This is a genomic window from Eggerthella guodeyinii, from assembly GCF_009834925.2.
GTDB classification, from domain to species: Bacteria; Actinomycetota; Coriobacteriia; order Coriobacteriales; family Eggerthellaceae; genus Eggerthella; species Eggerthella guodeyinii.
Window position 1 is genome coordinate 2,292,867 of record NZ_CP063310.1, and the last position, 19,462, is coordinate 2,312,328.

Annotated in this window: 18 protein-coding genes and 1 pseudogene; all 19 read right to left on the reverse strand. The window is 68.3% G+C overall.

Translation table 11 applies throughout. The features are described 5' to 3' along the window. Nucleotides 1-46: 46 nt before the first annotated feature. On the reverse strand, nt 47-889 hold the full coding sequence (amrS, locus tag GS424_RS09650; RefSeq protein WP_160942403.1) for an AmmeMemoRadiSam system radical SAM enzyme: 843 nt from the start codon (nt 887-889) through the stop codon (nt 47-49). Further along, entirely contained in the window at nt 882-2,306 is a 1,425-nt protein-coding gene (amrA, locus tag GS424_RS09655; RefSeq protein ID WP_160942402.1) for an AmmeMemoRadiSam system protein A, read from the reverse strand. The genes amrS and amrA overlap by 8 nt, the downstream gene beginning before the upstream one ends. 151 nt (nt 2,307-2,457) lie before the next feature. Beyond that, entirely contained in the window at nt 2,458-3,672 is a 1,215-nt protein-coding gene (locus GS424_RS09660; protein WP_160942401.1) for a putative ABC transporter permease, read from the reverse strand. 121 nt (nt 3,673-3,793) lie between these two features. Then, nucleotides 3,794-4,516 (reverse strand): LytR/AlgR family response regulator transcription factor, encoded by a 723-nt coding sequence (locus GS424_RS09665; protein WP_160942400.1) that lies wholly within the window; start codon nt 4,514-4,516, stop codon nt 3,794-3,796. Between the two features lie 151 nt (nt 4,517-4,667). Beyond that, a complete protein-coding gene (locus tag GS424_RS09670) occupies nt 4,668-6,071 on the reverse strand; it encodes an APC family permease (protein WP_160942399.1) in 1,404 nt (467 codons plus the stop codon). Between the two features lie 151 nt (nt 6,072-6,222). Next, nucleotides 6,223-7,515, reverse strand: a complete 1,293-nt coding sequence (locus GS424_RS09675) for a serine/threonine protein kinase (RefSeq protein WP_160942398.1) — start codon at nt 7,513-7,515, stop codon at nt 6,223-6,225. Between the two features lie 68 nt (nt 7,516-7,583). Continuing rightward, complete coding sequence (locus tag GS424_RS09680) at nt 7,584-8,003, reverse strand: XRE family transcriptional regulator (RefSeq protein WP_160942397.1); 420 nt, start codon at nt 8,001-8,003, stop codon at nt 7,584-7,586. Between the two features lie 147 nt (nt 8,004-8,150). Continuing rightward, nucleotides 8,151-8,918 (reverse strand): DUF4352 domain-containing protein, encoded by a 768-nt coding sequence (locus GS424_RS09685; protein WP_160942396.1) that lies wholly within the window; start codon nt 8,916-8,918, stop codon nt 8,151-8,153. A 173-nt stretch (nt 8,919-9,091) separates the two neighbouring features. Then, nucleotides 9,092-9,952 (reverse strand): aldo/keto reductase, encoded by an 861-nt coding sequence (locus GS424_RS09690; RefSeq protein WP_154332078.1) that lies wholly within the window; start codon nt 9,950-9,952, stop codon nt 9,092-9,094. A 462-nt stretch (nt 9,953-10,414) separates the two neighbouring features. Beyond that, nucleotides 10,415-10,699, reverse strand: a pseudogene (locus GS424_RS09695) (peptide chain release factor-like protein); the annotation flags it as partial. Between the two features lie 145 nt (nt 10,700-10,844). Further along, nucleotides 10,845-11,696 carry an aminoglycoside 6-adenylyltransferase gene (locus GS424_RS09700; RefSeq protein WP_160942394.1) on the reverse strand — a complete coding sequence of 284 codons (852 nt, stop codon included), beginning with the start codon at nt 11,694-11,696 and terminating at the stop codon, nt 10,845-10,847. A gap of 195 nt (nt 11,697-11,891) precedes the next feature. Then, the gene (locus tag GS424_RS09705) at nt 11,892-13,565 is read right to left on the reverse strand and encodes an AMP-binding protein (RefSeq protein WP_160942393.1); all 1,674 of its coding nucleotides are present in this window, start codon (nt 13,563-13,565) and stop codon (nt 11,892-11,894) included. Nucleotides 13,566-13,577: 12 nt separating this feature from the next. Beyond that, nucleotides 13,578-14,129 carry a helix-turn-helix domain-containing protein gene (locus GS424_RS09710; protein ID WP_154332081.1) on the reverse strand — a complete coding sequence of 184 codons (552 nt, stop codon included), beginning with the start codon at nt 14,127-14,129 and terminating at the stop codon, nt 13,578-13,580. Between the two features lie 9 nt (nt 14,130-14,138). Continuing rightward, nucleotides 14,139-14,675 (reverse strand): 2-oxoacid:ferredoxin oxidoreductase subunit gamma family protein, encoded by a 537-nt coding sequence (locus GS424_RS09715; protein ID WP_154332082.1) that lies wholly within the window; start codon nt 14,673-14,675, stop codon nt 14,139-14,141. Then, nucleotides 14,672-15,520, reverse strand: a complete 849-nt coding sequence (locus GS424_RS09720) for a thiamine pyrophosphate-dependent enzyme (protein ID WP_160942392.1) — start codon at nt 15,518-15,520, stop codon at nt 14,672-14,674. The genes GS424_RS09715 and GS424_RS09720 overlap by 4 nt, the downstream gene beginning before the upstream one ends. 3 nt (nt 15,521-15,523) lie before the next feature. After that, on the reverse strand, nt 15,524-16,606 hold the full coding sequence (locus GS424_RS09725; protein ID WP_160942391.1) for a 3-methyl-2-oxobutanoate dehydrogenase subunit VorB: 1,083 nt from the start codon (nt 16,604-16,606) through the stop codon (nt 15,524-15,526). A 3-nt stretch (nt 16,607-16,609) separates the two neighbouring features. Further along, nucleotides 16,610-16,816 carry a 4Fe-4S binding protein gene (locus GS424_RS09730; protein WP_160942390.1) on the reverse strand — a complete coding sequence of 69 codons (207 nt, stop codon included), beginning with the start codon at nt 16,814-16,816 and terminating at the stop codon, nt 16,610-16,612. Nucleotides 16,817-16,888: 72 nt separating this feature from the next. Next, nucleotides 16,889-17,653 carry a nucleotide-binding protein gene (locus tag GS424_RS09735; RefSeq protein WP_160942389.1) on the reverse strand — a complete coding sequence of 255 codons (765 nt, stop codon included), beginning with the start codon at nt 17,651-17,653 and terminating at the stop codon, nt 16,889-16,891. Beyond that, a complete protein-coding gene (locus tag GS424_RS09740) occupies nt 17,653-19,431 on the reverse strand; it encodes an AMP-binding protein (protein ID WP_160942388.1) in 1,779 nt (592 codons plus the stop codon). The genes GS424_RS09735 and GS424_RS09740 overlap by 1 nt, the downstream gene beginning before the upstream one ends. Between the last annotated feature and the right edge of the window lie 31 nt (nt 19,432-19,462).

A 19,462-nucleotide genomic window follows, 5' to 3' on the forward strand; every position in this document is an offset into this window, starting at 1 on the left:
TATTTGTCGGCGTTGCGCCCGCACGTTCCGAAATGTTGCGCAGCATTCAGCAATTCCCCACGAGCACGTCGTCCAGGTGGCGGCGCGCCACGTCGGCGAGCGCGCGGAGCGCGGGCACGGGCGTCGGGGGCCGGTCGAGCATGCGATGGCAGGGGAAGAACCGCGTGAGGTGGTACGGGATGCGCGGGTCGAGCGAAGCCAGCCAGGCCGCCGCCGCGTCGATCTCGCCGGGGTCGTCGTTGAGGCCGGGGATCACGAGGGTCGTCACCTCGAGATGGCACGCCGGGTCGGCCGCCAGCGTCTCGATGGTGCGCTTGACGGCGGCCAGGTCGCCACCCGCCAGGTCGTAGAACCCCTGCGTGAACCCCTTGAGGTCGATGTTGGCCGCGTCCACGACGCCGAGGAGCTCGGCCAGCGGCCCCTCGTTCACCATGCCGTTGCTCACCAGCACGTTCGCAAGCCCCGCCTCGTGCGCGAGCCGCCCGACGTCGCGCACGTACTCGTAGCCCACGAGCGGCTCGTTGTACGTGTAGGCGATGCCGACGCACCCCTCGCCGCGTGCGCCCGCCGCCAGCCTCACGGCGTCCTCGGGGGCGAGCTCGCGCCACGCCGCGTCGTCCGGCCCCGCGCAGGCGATGTCCGCGTTCTGGCAGAACGGGCAGCGCAGGTTGCAGCCGTAGCTCCCCAGCGACAGCACCGTCGATCCCGGGAGGAACCGCGCGAGCGGCTTCTTCTCCACCGGGTCGAGCGCGATCGAGGTGACGCGGCCGTAGTTCTCGTCCACCACCCGCCCGCCGCGCGCAGCGCGCGCCCGGCAGATGCCGCGCCGGCCCTCGGCGAGCGCGCAGGCGTGGGGGCACACGCCGCAGACGGCGCGCCCGTCAGCCACGACGGGCCTCTCCCCCGCGCACGTGGCGCACCACCTCGAACCGCTCGAGCTCCACGTCGTCGTCGAACGGGTCGATGCCGGCCTTGCGCTTCGCGATGTCCACCTGCTGCTGCGCCGAGTCCACGCCCTCGAGGTTCGGCAGCAGCAGGCCGCGCTTCCACCCCTTCGTCACGATCACGCCGTAGCGCGCGGGGTCGAGCTCGTCGATCGAGTCGATGGGCATGGGGGTGAGCAGCACGTCCACCGAGTACGACAGCGCGTCCAGCTCGTCGGGGCGCACGGGAGGGAACCGCGGGTCCTCGGAGGCCGCCGCCACGCCGTTGCGCACGATCTCGGCCGCCACGCTGCCGGTGACCGGCGCGATGGTGCCGATGCAGCCGCGCAGGTCGCCGTGCTCGTGCAGCGACACGAACACGCCGGCGCGCTCGTCGGCCAGCTCGGGCGGCAGGCCGTCCGGCAGCGCGATGGGGCTTCCCATGCGCACGAAGCCCTCGACGCTCGCACGGGCCAGCGCCACGTACGGGTCGACGGCCGCCTCGTCGGCCGCGCCGTTCTCGGCGTCCACCGCGTCCTCGCGCTCGTCGATGCCCGTCCGCACCGCGCCGTCGCCGGATGCGCCCTGCACCTCGAACGCCGCCACGGCGTAGCCCACGCCGAACGGCCCCTCGTAGCTGAGCAGCTCATGCGAGATCGGGAGGCCCTCCAGCGCGCCAGCCATGATCCAGAACGAGCGCAGGCCGCACTCGGCGGCCTCGTCGGCGAACTCCTCGTCGATGTCGAGCAGCCCGTCCAGGTCGCCCGCGTCGAACAGCGCCGTCACCGTGCGGTCGAACACCGGGCCCTGCGGCGCGTAGCCGTACGGCCCCTCGGGCGTGAGCTTGTGGGACAAATCGCCGCTGGCAATCAGCACGCAGCGACGGCCCAGGTCGGCGGCCGCCTCGGCGATGCAGCGCCCCAGGGCGAGGTGCGTCTCGGGCGACAGGCCCGCCAGACCGACGCGCACGAGCCGGTAGCCGGCGTACGCCTCGTTCACGAAATGGAGCGGCACGAAGGTGGCGTGGTCGAGCTCGCCGTCGCGCATGCCGCTGCCGCACAGCGGCACGGTGTGCTTGCGCGCGCAGGCGGCGATGGCGGCTCCCATCGCGCCGTCGTAGGGCACGGTGACGGACGCGTCCCACGCCCCGAACCGCCCCATGTCGCCGTGGCCCGCCTCGCCGGTGGACACGTGGAAGCAGTCGCGGAACAGCGGCGCGTGCGGCGAGACCACCACGATGGTGTCGGGCGCGTGCGCGGCGATGCGGCGCGCCACCTCGCGGTAGGCGTCGATGGTGTCCTGGATGGCGCGCTCCTGCCCGCGGCCCACCTCGGGCACGATGAGCGGCGGATGCGGCACGGCGTACGCGGCGACGATTCCCATGAAGGCTCCCTTCCACGGCGTTGACCGGGCGCGCCCGGAAGCGCGGGCGCGCCTATCGTTTCGGCCATTGTACACCGCCGGGACCCGTCCCCGCGACGCCCCGCGCCCGCCGCCGCCCATCCGGCACGCAAGCGTTGACGGACGTGCGCGCCTAGCGCACGTCGGTGCGGGTGGCGTCCTCGGGGTTCATCGTCATGGTCTGGAAGCGGTGCTCCATGTAGGCGTTGTCGAAGTGCTTCGCGTAGAACTCCTCGATGGGCGTGTCGGGCGTCTTGCCCGCCATGCGCTGGTACCAGCAGTCGATGGACTGGACGGACATCACGCCGTCCACCAGCATGAGCACCGTGCACACGGCCGTCACCGTGTAGCGCCAGTTCCACGGGATGAGGTTGATGAGCTTCAGCAGCTGCGGCAGCAGCAGCTTGATCCACGCCACGCCCAGCACGCCCCACATCACCATGAACGCGAAGTTCGTGCGCCCGTCGATGGACAAAAACGTGCCCGAGTAGTCCCACGCGCGGATGCCGAACGCGAACTCCATGATCCAGCTCGTGAAGTACTCGAACGCCCCGCCGATGACGGCGCTCACGAGGAAGACCGCCCACACGGGCTTGTCGTGGAAGCGGTTGAGGGCGATGGTCATGAGCAGCGCGCCGAACCCGTAGATGGGCGAGAACGGCCCGAACAGCATGCCGGCGCGGTCCTGGTAGCCGCCGAACACGATGAAGTGGTAGACCGTCTCGATGACGAGCCCCAGCACGCAGCACACCGTGAATATCCAGAACAGGTTGAAGAAGTTCAGCGTGATGAACCCTTTTTTGGGCGTGCGCTCGCGCGCCAGCCTCCGCTCCTCCGCGCGCTGCTCCTTGTCCATCTTCTTGAGCATGCGCTGCAGCTTGCGCTCCTCGCGCAGCTGCGGGTCGAGGTAGCTGGTCACCGCGATGAGGATGACGATCTGGACGAGGTAGCCGATATGGTGCGCCGACAGGCCGAACAGCATCAGCGTGCCGATGACGGCCAGCACGGTGAGCGCCACGAGGGTGTTGGCGGCCTGCGCCGCGTGCGCGCGGCGGTTGCGCAGCAGCCGCACGCCCAGCACCGCGAACAGCACGGCCGACGCCGCGAGCACCGCCATGAGGGCGGCGAAGATGACCACGGACGCCGTGCGGTAGCCCCCGCCGGCGATCCCCTGCACGAACGAGACGATCACGGGCACGAGATCGCCGAGCGACGTGAGCCCGCCGAGGATGCACAGCGCGCCGAACAGCTTGAGCGGCAGCGGCAGGCGCTGCTCGGGACGCTGCTCGGGACGCTGCTCGGGGCCCGCGTCCGGCGTGCGGCCCTCCTCGTTCACCGGATGGTTCATGGTCGCGTCCTTTCTTCGGTCGTTGACGATGACGTCGTGCGCACATCATACGATCCGCAGAGCCGGCGCGCGGCAGCCGCAACGCTACCGTAACGCGACCTGCGCCGAAATCCCCTGTTCCCTACGCGTCGCGGCGCCCTTCGCACAGGGCGTCGACGAAGTACCGATGGTAGGCCTCGTGCATCTTGCGGCGCTCCTTCACGCGCACCGGCACGCACGTCCCGTCGCGCAGGACGAAGTCGTCGCGCACGTCGGCGATGTAATCCATGTTCACCAGGCAGCTGCGATGGCAGCGCAGGAAGCGGGGGTCGTTCAGGTCCTGCTGCACGTCGTCGAGCTTCGCCAGGCCGCGGTGGCAGGAGCCGTCGGCGGTGTGCAGCAGCACCGCGTGGTCGCGGCTCTCGAGGTACACGATGTCGCCGAACGCGAAGTAGCGGCGCGACGCGCCCACCCGGAACGCCAGGCGCGGCTTGTGGGCGGGCAGAACCCGATCGAGGACGCGCTCGAGGTCGGCCGGGTCGAGGGGCTTCATCAGGTAGTCGGTGGCGCGCACCTCGTAGCTCTCCACCGCGTGCTCGCGCGATACCGTGAGGAACACGATGGGCACCGCCGCGTCCACGGCGCGCAGCGCGCGGGCCGCCGACACGCCGTCCTCGCCCTCGAGGTAGACGTCGAGGAACACCAGATCGAAGGGCCCGTCTCCCGCCGCATCGGCCACCAGGTGCTCGCCGGCGGTATACTCCTGGTACCGGGCCCGAACGTTTCGCCCGGCCAGCGACCGGTCCAGCGCGCTGCGCAGATCGCTTCGCAGCGCTCCGTCGTCATCGCAGATCGCTATCCTCAAACCGGAACCTCCTCGTATTCTCTTCCGTTTTTGACCATGTTGATCTATTTTCTGACGAAGAGGGTGGTGTTGTCCAGAACCGGTTACGACGCACAGAGCGCCGTTTTCGCAGTTGAGCATGGGGTCGCCCCCGCGATGCACGGCAAACGGCCTAGCCGTCCAGCTTCACGTCGCGCTTCAAACCATAGTGTAGAACGAGGTAGTACGCAATACCCGCGGCCATCCAGATGAGGCCGAGCACCTTCGCCGGCACGTCGAGGCTCCACCACGTGTACCCGATCACCGCGATGCCGCACAGCGGCGACAGCAGGTGCGCCACCCAGCGCCCGTCGCGCTTCTTGACGAAGAAGTACCCGATGACGGTGACGTGCAGCATGAGGAACGCCGTGAGCGCGCCGAAGTTCACGAACAGCGAGATGGTGTCGGTGCCCAGCCGCCCGAACGTCAGCACGAGCACGAGCGTGAGCGTGCCCACGAACAGCGACGCGACGTAGGGCGTATGGTACTTCGGGTGGATCCTCGCCAGCGGCTTGGGCAGCCCGCCCGCGCGGCCCATGGCGAACAGTATGCGCGACACGGCCGTCTGCGCGGCCAGCGCCGTGAAGATGCCCCAGGCCAGCGCCGTGGCCACGGCGCACACGACGTACAGCCACCGCCCGCCCACGAGCTGCGCCACGAGGTAGAAGGCGTTGCCCGAGTCGCCCGCGAACACGGCGCCGTCGGGGCTGATGCAGCCGGCGATGTAGGTTTGCAGCACGAACAGGCTGCCCACGATGGCCAGCGACGCCATCATGGCGCGGCCCGGGCCGCGTCGGCCGTCCTTCGCCTCCTCCGACAGCGTCGCGATGCCGTCGAAGCCCAAAAACGACAGCACGCCCAGCGACACGGCGCTCATGACGAGGTTCGGGTCGAACGTGGACGGGTTGAAGAACGGGTCGAGCGAGAAGCCGTGCGACGCGGGGTCGGTGAGCAGCCAGCGGACGCCGAGCACGACGAAGACGAGCAGCACGAGGATCTCCAGCACGAGCGCGACGCGGTTCACGATGTCGGTGAGGCCGATGCCGCGCACGTTCACGAACGTGTTCGCCACCACGAACACCACGGCGAACGCCCAGGCGGGCACCTCGGGCACGAGGCCCGCCAACGCCGTCGAGGCCACCACGTACATGAGCACGGGGATCAGCAGGTAGTCGAGCAAGAGCGTCCAGCCCGTCACGAAGCCGATGCCCTTGCCGAGGCCGCGCGAGGTGTAGGCGTACACCGACCCCGCCACGGGCCACTCGCGGATGAGCATGGCGTAGGACAGCGCCGTGAACACCATGGCCAGCGTGCCCACGAGGTACACGAGCGCGGGCATGCCGCCCGAGTCGCCGAACACGCCGCCGTAGATGCCCATCGGGGCGATCGGCACCATGAAGATGAGCCCGTACACGATCATGTCCGGCACGGTGAGCACGCGCTTGAGCTTCTGGGTGCCCGGCTGCTCGCCCGATTTCCCGTCGGCGCTCGCATCGGACGGGGCGCGCTTCGCGCCGCCTTGAGCGTTATCGACCATGCTGATGCTCCTTATCGAGGGTCGCTCCGAAGCGCCCGACGCGCAAGCGTCGAGGCGTACCCGATACACCCTACGGGAGAACCGCGGCGTCGCGCGCGGGGCCGCGCCGCCCTTGCCAACGCGTTGCCAGCCCGTCGACCAGGCGTTTTCGCTAAAAACCCGGAGGAGAGGGGACGAACTGGCCCGCGATGCCCACCATGAGCACCCCCACGACGAACGCGATCGAGCACACGAGCAGCTCGCGCTTCCAGGAGACGTTCGCAAGCCGCGGGACCAGGCGCCTGAGCGGGCGGCGGTCGCTCACGAAGTAGAGCACGGGGCCGATCATGAGCAGGGCGACGGGATAGTACTCGCATGCGCGGACGATAAGCGGCGCCGTCGCAGCCTGGTCGGTCGGCTTCGGATCGAACACCATCGACGTGGCCACGGCCACGAAGAGCGCGAACACGGCGAGGAGCACCACGTCCCACGCGACGCCGAGCTTCGGGCCGATGCGCAGGGGCTCGCGCGGGCTTGCGGGGATCGCGGGAGTCGCGGAGGGCGCCGGGTGCTCGGAAGGACGCGCGGCGGCCGGCCGGGTCGGCGCTTGGAACCGCGGGGGCTCGGCCGCGGCCGCGCTCCCCGACCCCGCCGCAAGCCCCGCGGCGCCCGTCGCCGCGCCGAACGCGCGGCGCAGCTCGGTCACGCTCTCATAGCGCTGCAGGGGGTCGAACGCGGTCGCCCGCGCGATGACCTGGCGCAGCTCTTCGGGTATGCGGGCGTCGCGAAAGCCGTCCTTGCGGGCCTTGGCGTCGGGGGTCTTCTCCGTCAGGCAGAAGTACAGCAGCATCCCCAGCGCGTACACGTCGCTGCGCACGTCGGTCTGCCCGTAGCCGAACTGCTCGGGAGGCGCGTAGGCGCGCGTGCCGAAGTGCCGCGTGTCCTCGTCGGCGCCGTCGTCGAACGTGCGCGAGATGCCGAAGTCGATGATGGTGAGGTTGCTGCTCGTCAGCATGATGTTCGACGGCTTGAGGTCGCGATGGATGAGGGGCGGGTCGAACCCGTCGTGCAGCTCGCTCACGGCCTCGCACAGCTTCGGGAACACGTCGCACGCGAGCGCCATCGACGGGTCGCAGCGGTACACCACGTCGGCCAGCGTCTCGCCCTGCACGTGCTCCATGACCACGGCGCGCTGCTCGCCCGCCGCGTAGCAGTCCACGATGCGCGGCAGGTGCAGGAAGCGGCTGCCGGCGCGCTGCGCCTTCCAGATGCGCTCGTACGCCGCGCCCAGCCCCGCGTCGCCGTCGAGGTACTTGCGCACGTACGGGCCCTGCTCGGCGCCGTTCGCGCCCACGAAGAACACCCGTTGGGTCGTCTCGAACGCGCCCTCCTTCAACACAGCATCGACGCGATAGCAATCGTCGCGCGCAAGGGCATCGAGCTGTTCGGCAAGTTCGTCTGGCATAGTGGAGTCCATGGTACCAGAAGAGGTTGCGCGCGCTGCCGCGCGAAGCCGATTCGCTTGCAGCGGCATCAGCAGATCGTGTCTTCGTTGAACCGGTACAGCTCCTCGTCGGTTTTCTGGAGGCCGTAGCCGTGATCGAGGCAGAAGATGATGATGGCGTCGCGCCGGTTCTTGCAGTACAGCTCGTTGGCGCCCGCCGCCTGCAAAAGCCGGTTCGCCTCCCGCAGCGTGCACCCCAGGGCGAACGCGAGCTGCAGCACCTTGTTGCGCGACGCCCCGCGCTGCCCCATGAATATCTGGTACCCGAACGTCTCGTTCAACCCCGCCTCGCGTATGACGTCGGCTCGCACGAGATCGTGCTCGTCGAGCAGCTGCTGCAGGTAATCGGGCAAGGTTCGCGTGCCGATGTGATGCTCCTTCGCGAACGAATGAGGATCGGGAGCGCTCAGCAGCTCGTCGAGCAGCTCGTCGGTAAGGGGTTCTTTCACGCGACGCTTCCTTCTTCTCGGCTTCTTCCTGTTTAACGCGTTCATCATTGTATTCCAAACGACCCGGTTCCGCGCACCGCGTCTTCGGGCACCCGCCGCCCGGTTCGCGCTTGATCGGGCGAACCGGGCATCAGAGCGCGTACCACGTTACGCTACGGTCCATGCAACCGAGCTGTCGTAGAACAGGCTCGAATAGTACAGGACCTTGCTCACATCCCCCTCGAAATACAGGTTGCCCGTAACCGTGCCTCCCGGGGCAAGCGACCCCGAGCTCAGATCGTCGGTCGCTTCGGAATAGTACGCGGTGTTCCTCTGGGCTCCCTGGGAATCCTGCGCCTTCCAGTCGAACAGGTTGAACGACGCTTCGCTGCTCCCGTTGTTCGCATACGAAACCGTCACGCCGGTGATCGCCGACCCGTCGTAGTTCGACAGCCCGGTCTCGACCGACTGCACGCAGACCGACAGCCCGTTGTCCAATTCGGCCGTCGTTCCGACCGCCAGGTTGCTGTAGTCGGCTTGGGGCTCCGAGGACTGCGGCTCCGACGAAGGCTGCTCGGCGGACGCGCCGACGGCGCTCGGGCCCGACGTCGCCTCGTCGATGGCCGCGCTGAACATCGCTTGCGTGGCAAGGACCACCGCGAAGGCGACGATGTTGAGCACGAGGGCCGACACGGCGAGGGGCTTCCCCCTCCGCGTGCCGCGCACCGTGGCGACCACGCCGACTACGCCGAAAACGGCGCCCAGCAGAGCCAAGAGGAACGATACGTTGTTGATGATAGGCAGGAACGACGTGAGCAGCGCGATGATGCCGAGGACCAAAGCCGTCACCGCCATCGCCGAAAGAGGTGCCGTCTCTTGAAACCGAGCGGCTGGCCGATACTCGTCGTTCGGCCGGTATTGCTGGTACTCGCTCATATGCATCCTTCCATTGCGGGCCTGCGCGGCCCTCCTTCATTAGCAGTGACCATGCTAAGGAAAGCCCCGATCAAAAACATTAGCTGCCAGCTAAGAACTTGCAGACGGCGCGCACGGAAAAGGGCCCGCTTGGCGGGCCCTTTGCATGAACGGGAGGAAACGGGCGTCGACGCTTAGAAGTCGACGGTGTCGGGGTCGAGGCCGCTTTGGCCGAGCGGGTCGAGCTCGTCGATGCGCTGCAGGTCCTCGTCGGTGATGTTGAACCAGAAGATGCGCGCGTTCTCGGCGATGCGCGCCGGGTCCGTGGACTTCGGCAGCGGGATGGCGCGGCGCTGGAGGCACCAGCGCAGGCACAGCTGCGCCACCGTGCAGCCGTAGCTGGCCGCGATGTCGATGAGCAGCTGGTTCTCCAGCACGCGGCCCGAGCCGAGCGGCGACCACGCCTCCACCACGATGTCGTGGCGGTTGCAGAACTCGCGCGTGACCTCCTGGTTGCAGCCGGGGTGCAGCTCGATCTGGTCGACCATCGGCAGGATGTCGGCCGCGTCCATGAGCGGCTCGAGATGATGGGGCTTGAAGTTGCTCACGCCGATGGCGCGCACCTTCCCGTCGAGGTAGAGCGTCTCGAGCGCGCGCCAGGTCTCCTGGTTCGTGCGCTGCCACTGCGCCTCGGCGCCCTTCGCGTCGGGCCAGTGGATGAGGTAGAGGTCGACATAATCGAGGTGCAGCTTCTTGCGCGACTCCTCGAACGCCTTGAGCGCGGCATCGTAGCCGCGATCGGTGTTCCATACCTTCGTGGTGACGAACAGGTCCTCGCGCGACACGCCGCCCGCGGCGAGCGCCTTGCCCACCGTGCCCTCGTTGTCGTAGGCAGCAGCCGTGTCGATGTGGCGATACCCGTCATGAAGCGCCTGGTGGACGGCCTCGATCCCCACTTCCCCGTCGGGCATCTTCCACGTGCCGAACCCCAGGCAGGGAATGCCGTAGCCGTTTCGCAGGGTGATCCGGTCCTTCGGGCTTTGCAAATCCGCCATGCGTGCTCCTTATCACTTATACGCCGCCCGCAGGCGTCGCAAACCGTCATAACGCGATAACGATACGCCCGCGCGGTGCGCGGTCACCGAACCGTAGAACGTTCGTAGAAGGAGGGATACGCAAGCGTTACCCCGCCGGCGCGGGGCGCTCCGGCGAGCGCTCGACCAGCCCGCGCCCACGACGGCGGCGCACGCCGAAGGAATCGAGGATTTTGGCAGAAAATGCGAGAAATTCGTCATCCTGCGCCGCCGTTTCGGCCAGGATGGCGAAGGGGCATCGGGCACCTTTTCGTTTCGCCTGTTCAAAGAGGGTGCTTCGAAACCGCCTTGAGCGGATCGCCGTATGCGGCGATGCTCGATGACGAATATCTCGCATTTTCTGCCACGAATCGCCGCTGCGACGACCCGGCCGTGCGGGAGGACGCCCAACCACGGAGGGAACGCGCCGGCCGACCGGCCGCGCTACTCGTCGACGCGGCCGCGCTGCGCCTTCGTCTGGGAGCGGTGGCGCTTCTCGGCGAGGCGGCGCTCCTTGGAGGCGCGGGTCGCCTTCGTAGCGCGCCGCACCTTCGGCGGCACGGCCTTGCGCGCGAACTGCTCGCGCAGCTTCTGCACGCACAGCTGGCGGTTGCGGAACTGGCTGCGCGACTCGCGGGACGTCGCCGTCATGCCGCTGGGCACGTGCGTCATGCGCACCGCCGAGTCGGTGGTGTTCACGCACTGCCCGCCCGGCCCGCTCGCGCGGAACGCCTGCACGTCGCAGTCGCGCGCGATGTCCTCGAGCGGCTGGCGCGCCCAGAAGGCGTAGTCGCGGTATGTCGGCTCACGGGAGTCCATGGGGCCATGATAGCACGACCCCGGCCGGCATCCCGCGGCGCGGCGGGCGCGGGAGCTATCGCAGGCCCTTGAGGGTTTCCAGGTAGGCGTCGATCGTCGGGCGGTCGTTCGGGCAGTCGTACGAGAGGGCCGCGCAGACCTCGGACATCGACGCTTCGAACAGGTCCATCGCGGCGCGCAGGGCCTTCCACGCCGCCTCGACGGTATCGAGCCGGTACGTGCCGAGCAGGGCTTCGCGCTCGCCCGGCTTCAAGAAGCGGGGCAGCAGCTTGTCATGCTTGCCCGTGTTCAGCGGGAAGCCGACGCGCACGCCGGCGACGTACCCGAGCATGCGGAGCAGCTCGACGCGCACGATCCGCTCGAACGTCCAGTTCGAGCACAGCAGCTCGTCGCGCAGCAGCCCGCGCGCCACGTACGTGCAGGAAAGGTGGAATTCGTTCGCGCAATCGCGGACATGCCCCGACGGCGGTTCCCGCACCCAGAAGCGCTCGTCGGAGGGCTCCTGCGCTTCCGGGCAGACGCCGTCTTTGTCGAGCAGCACGCGGATGAGCGGGTCTTGCGCGAAGTACGCGTCCCGATCCTCGCAGGGAACCAGGGTGAGGTCGATCTTCGCGCCGTCCGAGAACAGCATCAGGTAGGAGAACCACCCTGCGGGGAAATCGGGCGGGAACAGCTCCATCGCCTCGGGCTTCTGCATGAACACGAGGGCGCCGAAGCGTTCGAGCCATTCGTCGGATCGGGTGAAGCCGGCCACGTCCGTGACGAGGAAGGTCACGTCGTAGTCCTGCCACGCATCCGCCGCCGCGTTCGGGTTGACGCGGCTGCCCTCGAGCGTCACGACGCGTATCCGCTCGTCGGAGGAGGCGATCTCCTCGAACAGCGCAAGCATCTCGGCCGGCGATCTCATACGTGCTCCTTACGGTTCTTTGGGCGCGGCAACGGACAGCAGGTGGGGAAACGTATGGCCGCGCCGATCCGGGAGGCTCCCCGGTTGAACCTGAGAGACATCCGAATCGGCGCGGTCTCGCGTCTCTCCCCCCCACCTGCGGCTCGTCGTCGCGCCACAGGTGGTGGGGGGGGCAGCCCGTCGGGGGCGGGGGCTCTAGTCCTCGATGCCGTCTTGGTTGCGGATGAGCTTGCGCTTGATCTTGCCGCCGATGGTCTTCGGCAGCTCGTCCACGAACTCGACGATGCGGGGGTACTTGTACGGCGCGGTCGTCTTCTTCACGTGGTTCTGCAGCTCGCGCACCAGCTCGTCGGTCGGCTCCCAGCCCTTCGCCAGCACGACGGTGGCCTTCACCACCTTGCCGCGGATGGGGTCGGGCGCGGCCGTGACGGCGCATTCCACCACGGCGTCGTGCTCGATGAGCGCGCTCTCCACCTCGAAGGGGCCGATGCGGTAGCCCGAGCACTTGATGACGTCGTCGTTGCGGCCCACGAAGAAGCAGTAGCCGTCCGAGTCGCGCCACGCCATGTCGTGCAGGTTGTAGTACTCCCCGCCCACGGCCTCGCGCGTGCGCTCCGGCTCGCGGTAGTAACCCGTGAACAGGCCCGGCGGGTACGCCTCCTTGAGGCCCGTGACGCAGATGGCGCCCTCCTCGCCGTCGGGCACCTCCACGCCCTCGTCGTCGAGCAGCTTGATGTTCAGCAGCGGCGACGGCTTGCCCATGGAGCCCGGGCGCGGATCGACCCACGGGAACGTGGCCAGCAGCACGGGGCCCTCGGTCTGCCCGAAGCCCTCGCGGATGTTCTTGCCGGTCAAACGCTTCCACGCGATGGTGACCTCGGCGTTCAGCGGCTCGCCCGCCGTGGCGAAGTTGTGCACGCTCGACAGGTCGTAGGCGCTCACGTCCTCCTGCAGCATGAAGCGGTACATCGTGGGCGGCGCGCAGAACGTGGTCAGCCGGTAGTCCTGGATCTTCTGCAGCAGCTTCGTGGGCACGAACTTGTCCATGTCGTAGGCGAAGATGGTGGCGCCGGCGATCCACTGGCCGTAGATCTTGCCCCAGCCGAACTTCGCCCAGCCGCTGTCGGTCACGCTCATGTGCAGCGTGTCCTCCTCCACCTGCTGCCAGTACTTCGCCGTGATGATGTGGCCCAGCGGGTGCGCGAAGTTGTGGCACACGGCCTTCGCCATGCCGGTGGTGCCGGACGTGAAGTAGATGAGCATGGTGTCCGCGCTCGTGACGCCGGCCTCGCCCGTCGGGCGCTCGAACTCGTCCGATTCGCCCTCGATCAGCTCGTCGAACGGCGTCCAGCCCGGGCGCTCGCCCGCCACGATGATGCGGTTCTCGATGGACGGCGATTCGGGCAGCGCCTCCTCCATCTGGCCGCACACGTAGTCGTCGTCGACGCAGACGACGGCCTTCACGCGCGCGCTCTCGGCGCGGTAGACGATGTCCTTCTTCGTCAGCTGCAGCGACGCGGGGATGATGGTGGCACCCAGCTTGCACAGCGCCACGGCGCACACCCAGTACTCCCAGCGGCGGCGCAGGATCATCATGACCACGTCGCCCTTGCCGATGCCCAGCTTGGCGAACGCGTTCGCCGCCCGGTTCGACAGCCTCGACAGGTCGGTGAACGTGAACGTGCGCTCCTCGTCGCGGTCGTCGCACCACACGAGCGCGCGCTTCTCGGGCTCGACGCGGGCCCATTCGTCCACGACGTCGAAGCCGAAGTTGAACGCCTCGGGCACGTCGATGCGGAAGTTCTCGAAGAAGTCCTCGTAGGAGTCGAACTCGATGCGGGGGCAGTATTTTTTCAGGATATGGTTCACGGGCGGTGCTTCCTATTCTGCGATGATCGTCACGAATTTTGCAGGGATGTCGCCGCTGCAGCGCTGGCCGTGCGGGTACTCCGGGTTGAAGTAGATGCTGTCGCCGGCGTTGAGCTCGAACTCCTTGTCGGCCCAGGTGACCACGACGGTGCCCTCGATGACGAGGTTGAACTCCTGGCCCGTGTGCGTGACGAGCTTCGCCGGCTCGTCGGACGGGTCGAGCACCACGAGCAGCGGCTGCATGATCTTGCCGGTGTAGCGCCACGCGAGGTCCTCGAAGTGGTAGCCCGGGTAGCGGTCCACCTCGCGGCCCTCGCCCCAGCGCACCACCTGGTACGTGTCGAGCTTCGCCGCGGTGCCGGTGAGTATCTCAGTGAACTCGACGCCGAAGTGGTGGGCCATGTGGTAGATGGCCGAGATGGGCACGTCGTCGCCGGTCTCCTCCCAGCGCACGTACGTCTCCAGCGGCACCTCGAGCTCGGCCGCCATGTCCTCGCGCGAGACGTCGCACGCCTCGCGCAGGCCCTTGATGCGCAGGCCGATCTCGGCCAGTTCAGCTACCATGGTCGCTCCTTACGCGTCGATTCCCAGTTGCAGCGCTCGCTTGTTCATGTCGAGCATCTCCGCCTTCTTGGCGGGCACGCACTTCTCGATGGCCTTCCACAGCGTGGCTTCCTCGCAGAAGCCCGTCTCGGCGAACAGCTTGCCGGCCAGGATGATGTTCGCGAGCTTCTTGAAGCCCGCCTCCTCGGCCATGGCCGTCGCGGGGACGGCGCACATGCGCACGCCGTCGATCTCGGGGATGCTCTGGATGAGCGTGGAGTCGGCCACCACGACGCCGCCCTTCGCCACGCTGTGCTCGAACTTGTCGAGCGACGGCTGGTTCATGGCCACGAGCACGTCGGGCGCCAGCACGAGCGGGCTTCCGATGGGGTCGTCGGACAGGCACACGCTGCAGTTCGCGGTGCCGCCGCGCATCTCGGGGCCGTAGGACGGCAGCCACGACACCTCGCGGTCCTCCAGCAGGCCGGCGTAGGCGATCAGCTTGCCGGCGAACAGCACGCCCTGGCCGCCGAAGCCGGCCAGCACCATATTGACGGAGCGGCTCATCGCGCGCCTCCTTCCGCCTGCGGGGCAGGGTTCGCGATGGGGCAGTCGGCGTTGCGCGCGGAGGCGGCTTCGGCCACGTTCGCATAACCCTCTGCCACCACGTCCTTGTACACGCCCAGCGGGTAGTACGGCAGCATGTTTTCGTTCATCCACGCGAACGCGTCCTGCGGCGTCATACCCCAGTTCGTGGGGCACGTGCCCACGATCTCGACGAGCGAGTAGCCGCGCTTGTCGATCTGGGTCTGGAACGCCTTCTTGATGGCCTTCTTCGCCTTGCGCACGTTCTTCGGGCAGTCGACGGTGACGCGCTCGAGGTACGCCACGCCGTCGAGCGAGCTCAGAAGCTCGCACACGCGGATGGGGAAGCCGGCCGTCTCGGTGTCGCGACCGTAGGGGCTCGTCTGCGTCACCTGGTTCGGCAGGCTCGTGGGGGCCATCTGGCCGCCCGTCATGCCGTAGATGGCGTTGTTGACGAAGATGATGGTGATGTTCTCGCCGCGCGTGGCCGCGTGCACCGTCTCGGCCATGCCGATGGACGCGAGGTCGCCGTCGCCCTGGTAGGCGAACACGACGCCGTCGGGCAGCACGCGCTTGACCGCGGTGGCCACCGCCGGGGCGCGGCCGTGGGCGGCCTCGATCATGTCGCAGCCGTAGAAGTCGTAGGACGTGACCGTGCAGCCGACGGGGGCCACGCCCACCGTGGAGCCTTCCACGTCCAGCTCGTCGAGGCACTCGGCCACGAGGCGGTTGACGATGCCGTGGGAGCACCCGGGGCAGTAGTTCGTCACGACGGGCAAGAGAGCATGGGGTCGTTCGAACACGACGTTCATTTCCTTCTCGGCCATGGCCTACTCCCCTCCTTTCGCGGACGTTGCGATCGCTTCGTTCATGGATTCCAGCTTGGCCAGCACCTCCACGGGCGTCGGGATGACGCCGCCGGTGCGGCCGTAGAACTCCACCGGACGGCGGCCGGCGAGCGCGAGGCGCACGTCGTCCACCATCTGGCCCATGTTCATCTCCACCGACAGGTACGCCTTCGCGGTGGGAACCGTGGCCTCGATGGCGTCCACGGGGAACGGCCACAGGGTGATGGGCCGGATGAGGCCGGCCTTGATGCCCTGCTCGCGGGCCGCGACCACCGCGCTGCGCGCCACGCGGGCGCTCGCGCCGAACGCGACCACCACGATGTCGGCGTCGTCGGTCATGAACGACTCGGCGCGCTGCTCGTCGCGCTCGATGGCGGCGTAGCGCTCGTAGCGCTCCACGTTGAGGTCCTCGAGGGCCTCGGCCGTCAGGTACAGCGAGTTCACCACGTTGTGGGCGCGCTCGTGCTTGTGGCCGACGGTGGCCCAGGGCTTGTCGGGAAGCGCGTCGACGGGCTCGGGCATGACCACGGGCTCCATCATCTGGCCGAGCATGCCGTCGGCCAGGATCATGACGGGCGTGCGGTACCGGTCGGCCACGTCGAACGCGGAGAACACGTAGTCGGCCATCTCCTGCACGGTGGACGGCGCGTACACGACCACGCGGAAGTCGCCGTGGCCGAGCGCGCGGGTGGCCTGCCAGTAGTCGGCCTGGGACGGCTGGATGCCGCCGAGGCCCGGGCCGCCGCGCTGCACGTTGATGATGACGCCCGGCAGATCGGCGCCGGCCATGTAGGAGATGCCCTCGCCCTTCAGCGAGATGCCTGGCGACGACGACGACGTCATGACGCGCGCGCCGGCGGCCGCGGCGCCGTACACCATGTTGATGGCCGCGATCTCGCTCTCGGCCTGCAGGAAGGTGCCTCCCACCTTCGGCATGCGCTTGGACATGTAGGCCGCGAGCTCGGTCTGCGGCGTGATGGGGTACCCGAAGAAGAAGCGGCAGCCGGCGCGCAGGGCGCTCTCCGCCAGAGCCTCGTTACCCTTCATGAGCACTTTCTCTGCCATGGTCTACCTCTCTACCGTGATCGCAACGTCAGGGCACATCGTCGCGCAAGACATGCAGCCCGTGCACGCATCCATGTCGGTGCAGTACGCGGGGTGGTAGCCCTTCGCGGTGATCTTGTCGTGGTCGAGCGCCATGATCCGCTCGGGGCACGCGTCGACGCACAGGCCGCACCCCTTGCAGAAGGAGTCGTCTACGCTGATTCTCGCCATGATTCGCCTTCCTCGTCTCGTCTGAATGCATGAACGGCCGGACGGAATCCGTCCGGCACGCAGCTCTCTCGTCTATTCCCAGGGAGTTCGTACATATACTTGCACAGGATAGTACGTTTGCCGATCCCCATTCGGCGCGCGGTGGGTAGTTTCCCGGTCGGCGACCTGCCGAGCCAGCGCGGCGGGCACCGTCGTGCACGCCAGGGGCAGCCCGGCCGCCTGCGCGACGGCGCGCGCGAAAGGCACGCCCTGCTCCACCACCGTCGCGTCGGTGTCGTGCTGGAGGTGCGTGTTGTTCACGACGCACGTGGCCCTCAGGTGCGATTTCCGCTCGATCTCGCGCAGCACCTCGACCGCCTCGGCCGGTTCCTGCGTGAGGTTGCGGCTGCGGTTCACCACGTACAGCAGGGCGTAGGGAGCCTGCTCCACCGTGCGCGCGAAGCGCCCGAGCGCCGTGGCGCCCACGTCGTCGCCGCCCGCGTCGATGACGACGAGCGGGCGCTCGTCGCCCGCGCGCCAGGCGCGCTGCGCGCCGTCGATGGCCGGCTCGATGGTGCCCGACAGGCTGGGCCCGTCGAGGTTCGTGCCCGCGAACACGGGCGCGACGAGGCGGATGCCGCGCTCGTCGAGCAGCGCGCGGTAGTCGCTCGAGCGGAAGAAGGGGTTCACCACGTCGAGGTCGATCACCGTGACCGCGCGCCCCGCCTGGGCCGCGTCGAGCGCGATGTTGAGCGACAGGTTCGTCTTGCCCACCCCGTAGTGGCCGCACACCACGGCCACGGGCACGTCGAGGGCGAGCGGGCCGCGCGCGGAACGCTCCGGGTCGTCGGCCGCCATCACACGAGCCCTTCCGGCGCCGAGGCCGCCTCGTCCACCTCGCGGATGGCCGCGCGGCGGATCTTGCCGTTGACGGTCTTGGGCAGCGCCTCGACGTACTCCACGATGCGCGGGTACTTGTACGGCGCGGTCTTGTGCTTCACCCAGGTCTGCAGCTCGCGCGTGAGCTCGGAAGAGCCCGCGAAGCCGTCGGCCAGCACGATGGTGGCCTTCACGGCCTTGCCGCGCGTAGGGTCGGGCACGCCGGTGACGGCGCACTCGCGCACCGCCTCGTGCTCGAGCAGCACGCTCTCGATCTCGAAGGGGCCGATGCGGTAGCCGCTCGACTTGATGACGTCGTCGTTTCGGCCGACGTACCAGAAGTAGCCGTCCTCGTCGCACCAGGCCGTGTCGCCGGTGTGGTACCAGCCGTCGTGCATGGCGGCCGCGGTCTTCTCGGGGTCGCGGTAGTACTCCAGCATGATGCCGGCGGCCTTCTCGCGGATGTCGATGCACACCTCGCCCGTCTCGCCCGTGGTGCAGCGGGTGCCGTCGTCGCGCTGGATCTCCACGTTGTACAGTGGCACCGGCTTGCCCATGGAGCCGGGGCGCGGCACGGAGTTCGTGAGGTTCGCGATGGTGAGCGGCGTCTCGGTCTGCCCGAAGCCCTCGAAGATGGTGAGCCCCGTGTGCTCCTTCCAGAAGTCGAACAGGTCGGGGTTGAGCGCCTCGCCCGCCGTCGTGGAGTACACGAGCGTGCTCAGGTCGTAGGCGTCGATGTTCTCGGTCATCATCATGCGGTACATCGTGGGCGGGCAGCACAGCGTGGTGATGCCGTAGCGCCCGATGAGCGACAGGATGTCGGAGGGGTGGAAGCGGTCGTAGTCGTACGTGAACACGCACGCCTCCATGAGCCACTGGCCGTAGTACTTGCCCCACACGGCCTTGCCCCATCCCGTGTCGGCGATGGTGAAGTGCAGGCCGTCGGGCTCCACGTTGTGCCAGTGCTTCGCCGTCACGAGGTGCGCGATGGCGTACTCGGAATCGTGCAGCACCATCTTGGGATTGCCCGACGTGCCGGACGAGAAGTACATGAGCATGGGGTCGGCGGCGGCCGTCTCGCGGCGCGCGAAGTCCTCGGAGGCGGCGCGCACGCCCGCGTTGAAGTCGAGCCAGCCGTCCCGCTCGGCCGGAGCCGCGCACACGCCCTCCGGGCCGGACAGCGCGGGCCCGATGAGCTCGCCCTCGGGCAGCACGATGGCGCCGTGCTCGTCCTCGGGCGACAGCCCGCCGCCCGCGCCGTTCACGAGGATGCGGCATTCCAGCGTGGGGCACGCGCCGGCCACGTTGTCCACCACGTCGGCGATGTCGCCGAGCGACGTGGCGATGACGGCTTTGATGGAGGCGCCGTTCAGGCGGTACTCCAGGTCGTGCTCCTTGAGCATGAACGTGGCGGGCACCATGACGGCACCCAGCTTGGCCAGCGCCGGGGCCACGAACCAGAACTGGTAGTGGCGGCGCAGGATGACCATGACCATGTCGCCGCGGCCGATGCCCTGCTCGGCCAGGAAGTTCGCCGTCTTGTCCGACCAGCGCTTCATGTCGGCGAACGTGAACACGTGCTCCTCGCCTTCGGGGTTGCACCACACCATGGCGCGGCGGTCGGGGTCGTTCACGGCGATGTCGTCGACCACATCGTAGCCGAAGTTGAAGTCGGCCGGGCAGTTCACCTCGAACGAGGTGAGCACGCCGTCCTCGTCGTAAGCTTCGTTCACGTAGCGGAGGTTGATGTTTCTCATGATGGTGTCTTTCTGCGGAAGTGATGCGGCG

Excerpts from the sequence above, each read along its gene's own strand:
- amrA (WP_160942402.1), bottom strand. The coding sequence starts at position 2,306 with ATGGGAATCGTCGCCGCGTACGCCGTGCCGCATCCGCCGCTCATCGTG.
- GS424_RS09660 (WP_160942401.1), bottom strand. The coding sequence starts at position 3,672 with ATGAACCATCCGGTGAACGAGGAGGGCCGCACGCCGGACGCGGGCCCC.
- GS424_RS09670 (WP_160942399.1), bottom strand. The coding sequence starts at position 6,071 with ATGGTCGATAACGCTCAAGGCGGCGCGAAGCGCGCCCCGTCCGATGCG.
- GS424_RS09675 (WP_160942398.1), bottom strand. The coding sequence starts at position 7,515 with ATGCCAGACGAACTTGCCGAACAGCTCGATGCCCTTGCGCGCGACGAT.
- GS424_RS09685 (WP_160942396.1), bottom strand. The coding sequence starts at position 8,918 with ATGAGCGAGTACCAGCAATACCGGCCGAACGACGAGTATCGGCCAGCC.
- GS424_RS09690 (WP_154332078.1), bottom strand. The coding sequence starts at position 9,952 with ATGGCGGATTTGCAAAGCCCGAAGGACCGGATCACCCTGCGAAACGGC.
- GS424_RS09700 (WP_160942394.1), bottom strand. The coding sequence starts at position 11,696 with ATGAGATCGCCGGCCGAGATGCTTGCGCTGTTCGAGGAGATCGCCTCC.
- GS424_RS09710 (WP_154332081.1), bottom strand. The coding sequence starts at position 14,129 with ATGGTAGCTGAACTGGCCGAGATCGGCCTGCGCATCAAGGGCCTGCGC.
- GS424_RS09715 (WP_154332082.1), bottom strand. The coding sequence starts at position 14,675 with ATGAGCCGCTCCGTCAATATGGTGCTGGCCGGCTTCGGCGGCCAGGGC.
- GS424_RS09720 (WP_160942392.1), bottom strand. The coding sequence starts at position 15,520 with ATGGCCGAGAAGGAAATGAACGTCGTGTTCGAACGACCCCATGCTCTC.
- GS424_RS09725 (WP_160942391.1), bottom strand. The coding sequence starts at position 16,606 with ATGGCAGAGAAAGTGCTCATGAAGGGTAACGAGGCTCTGGCGGAGAGC.
- GS424_RS09730 (WP_160942390.1), bottom strand. The coding sequence starts at position 16,816 with ATGGCGAGAATCAGCGTAGACGACTCCTTCTGCAAGGGGTGCGGCCTG.
- GS424_RS09735 (WP_160942389.1), bottom strand. The coding sequence starts at position 17,653 with ATGGCGGCCGACGACCCGGAGCGTTCCGCGCGCGGCCCGCTCGCCCTC.
- GS424_RS09740 (WP_160942388.1), bottom strand. The coding sequence starts at position 19,431 with ATGAGAAACATCAACCTCCGCTACGTGAACGAAGCTTACGACGAGGAC.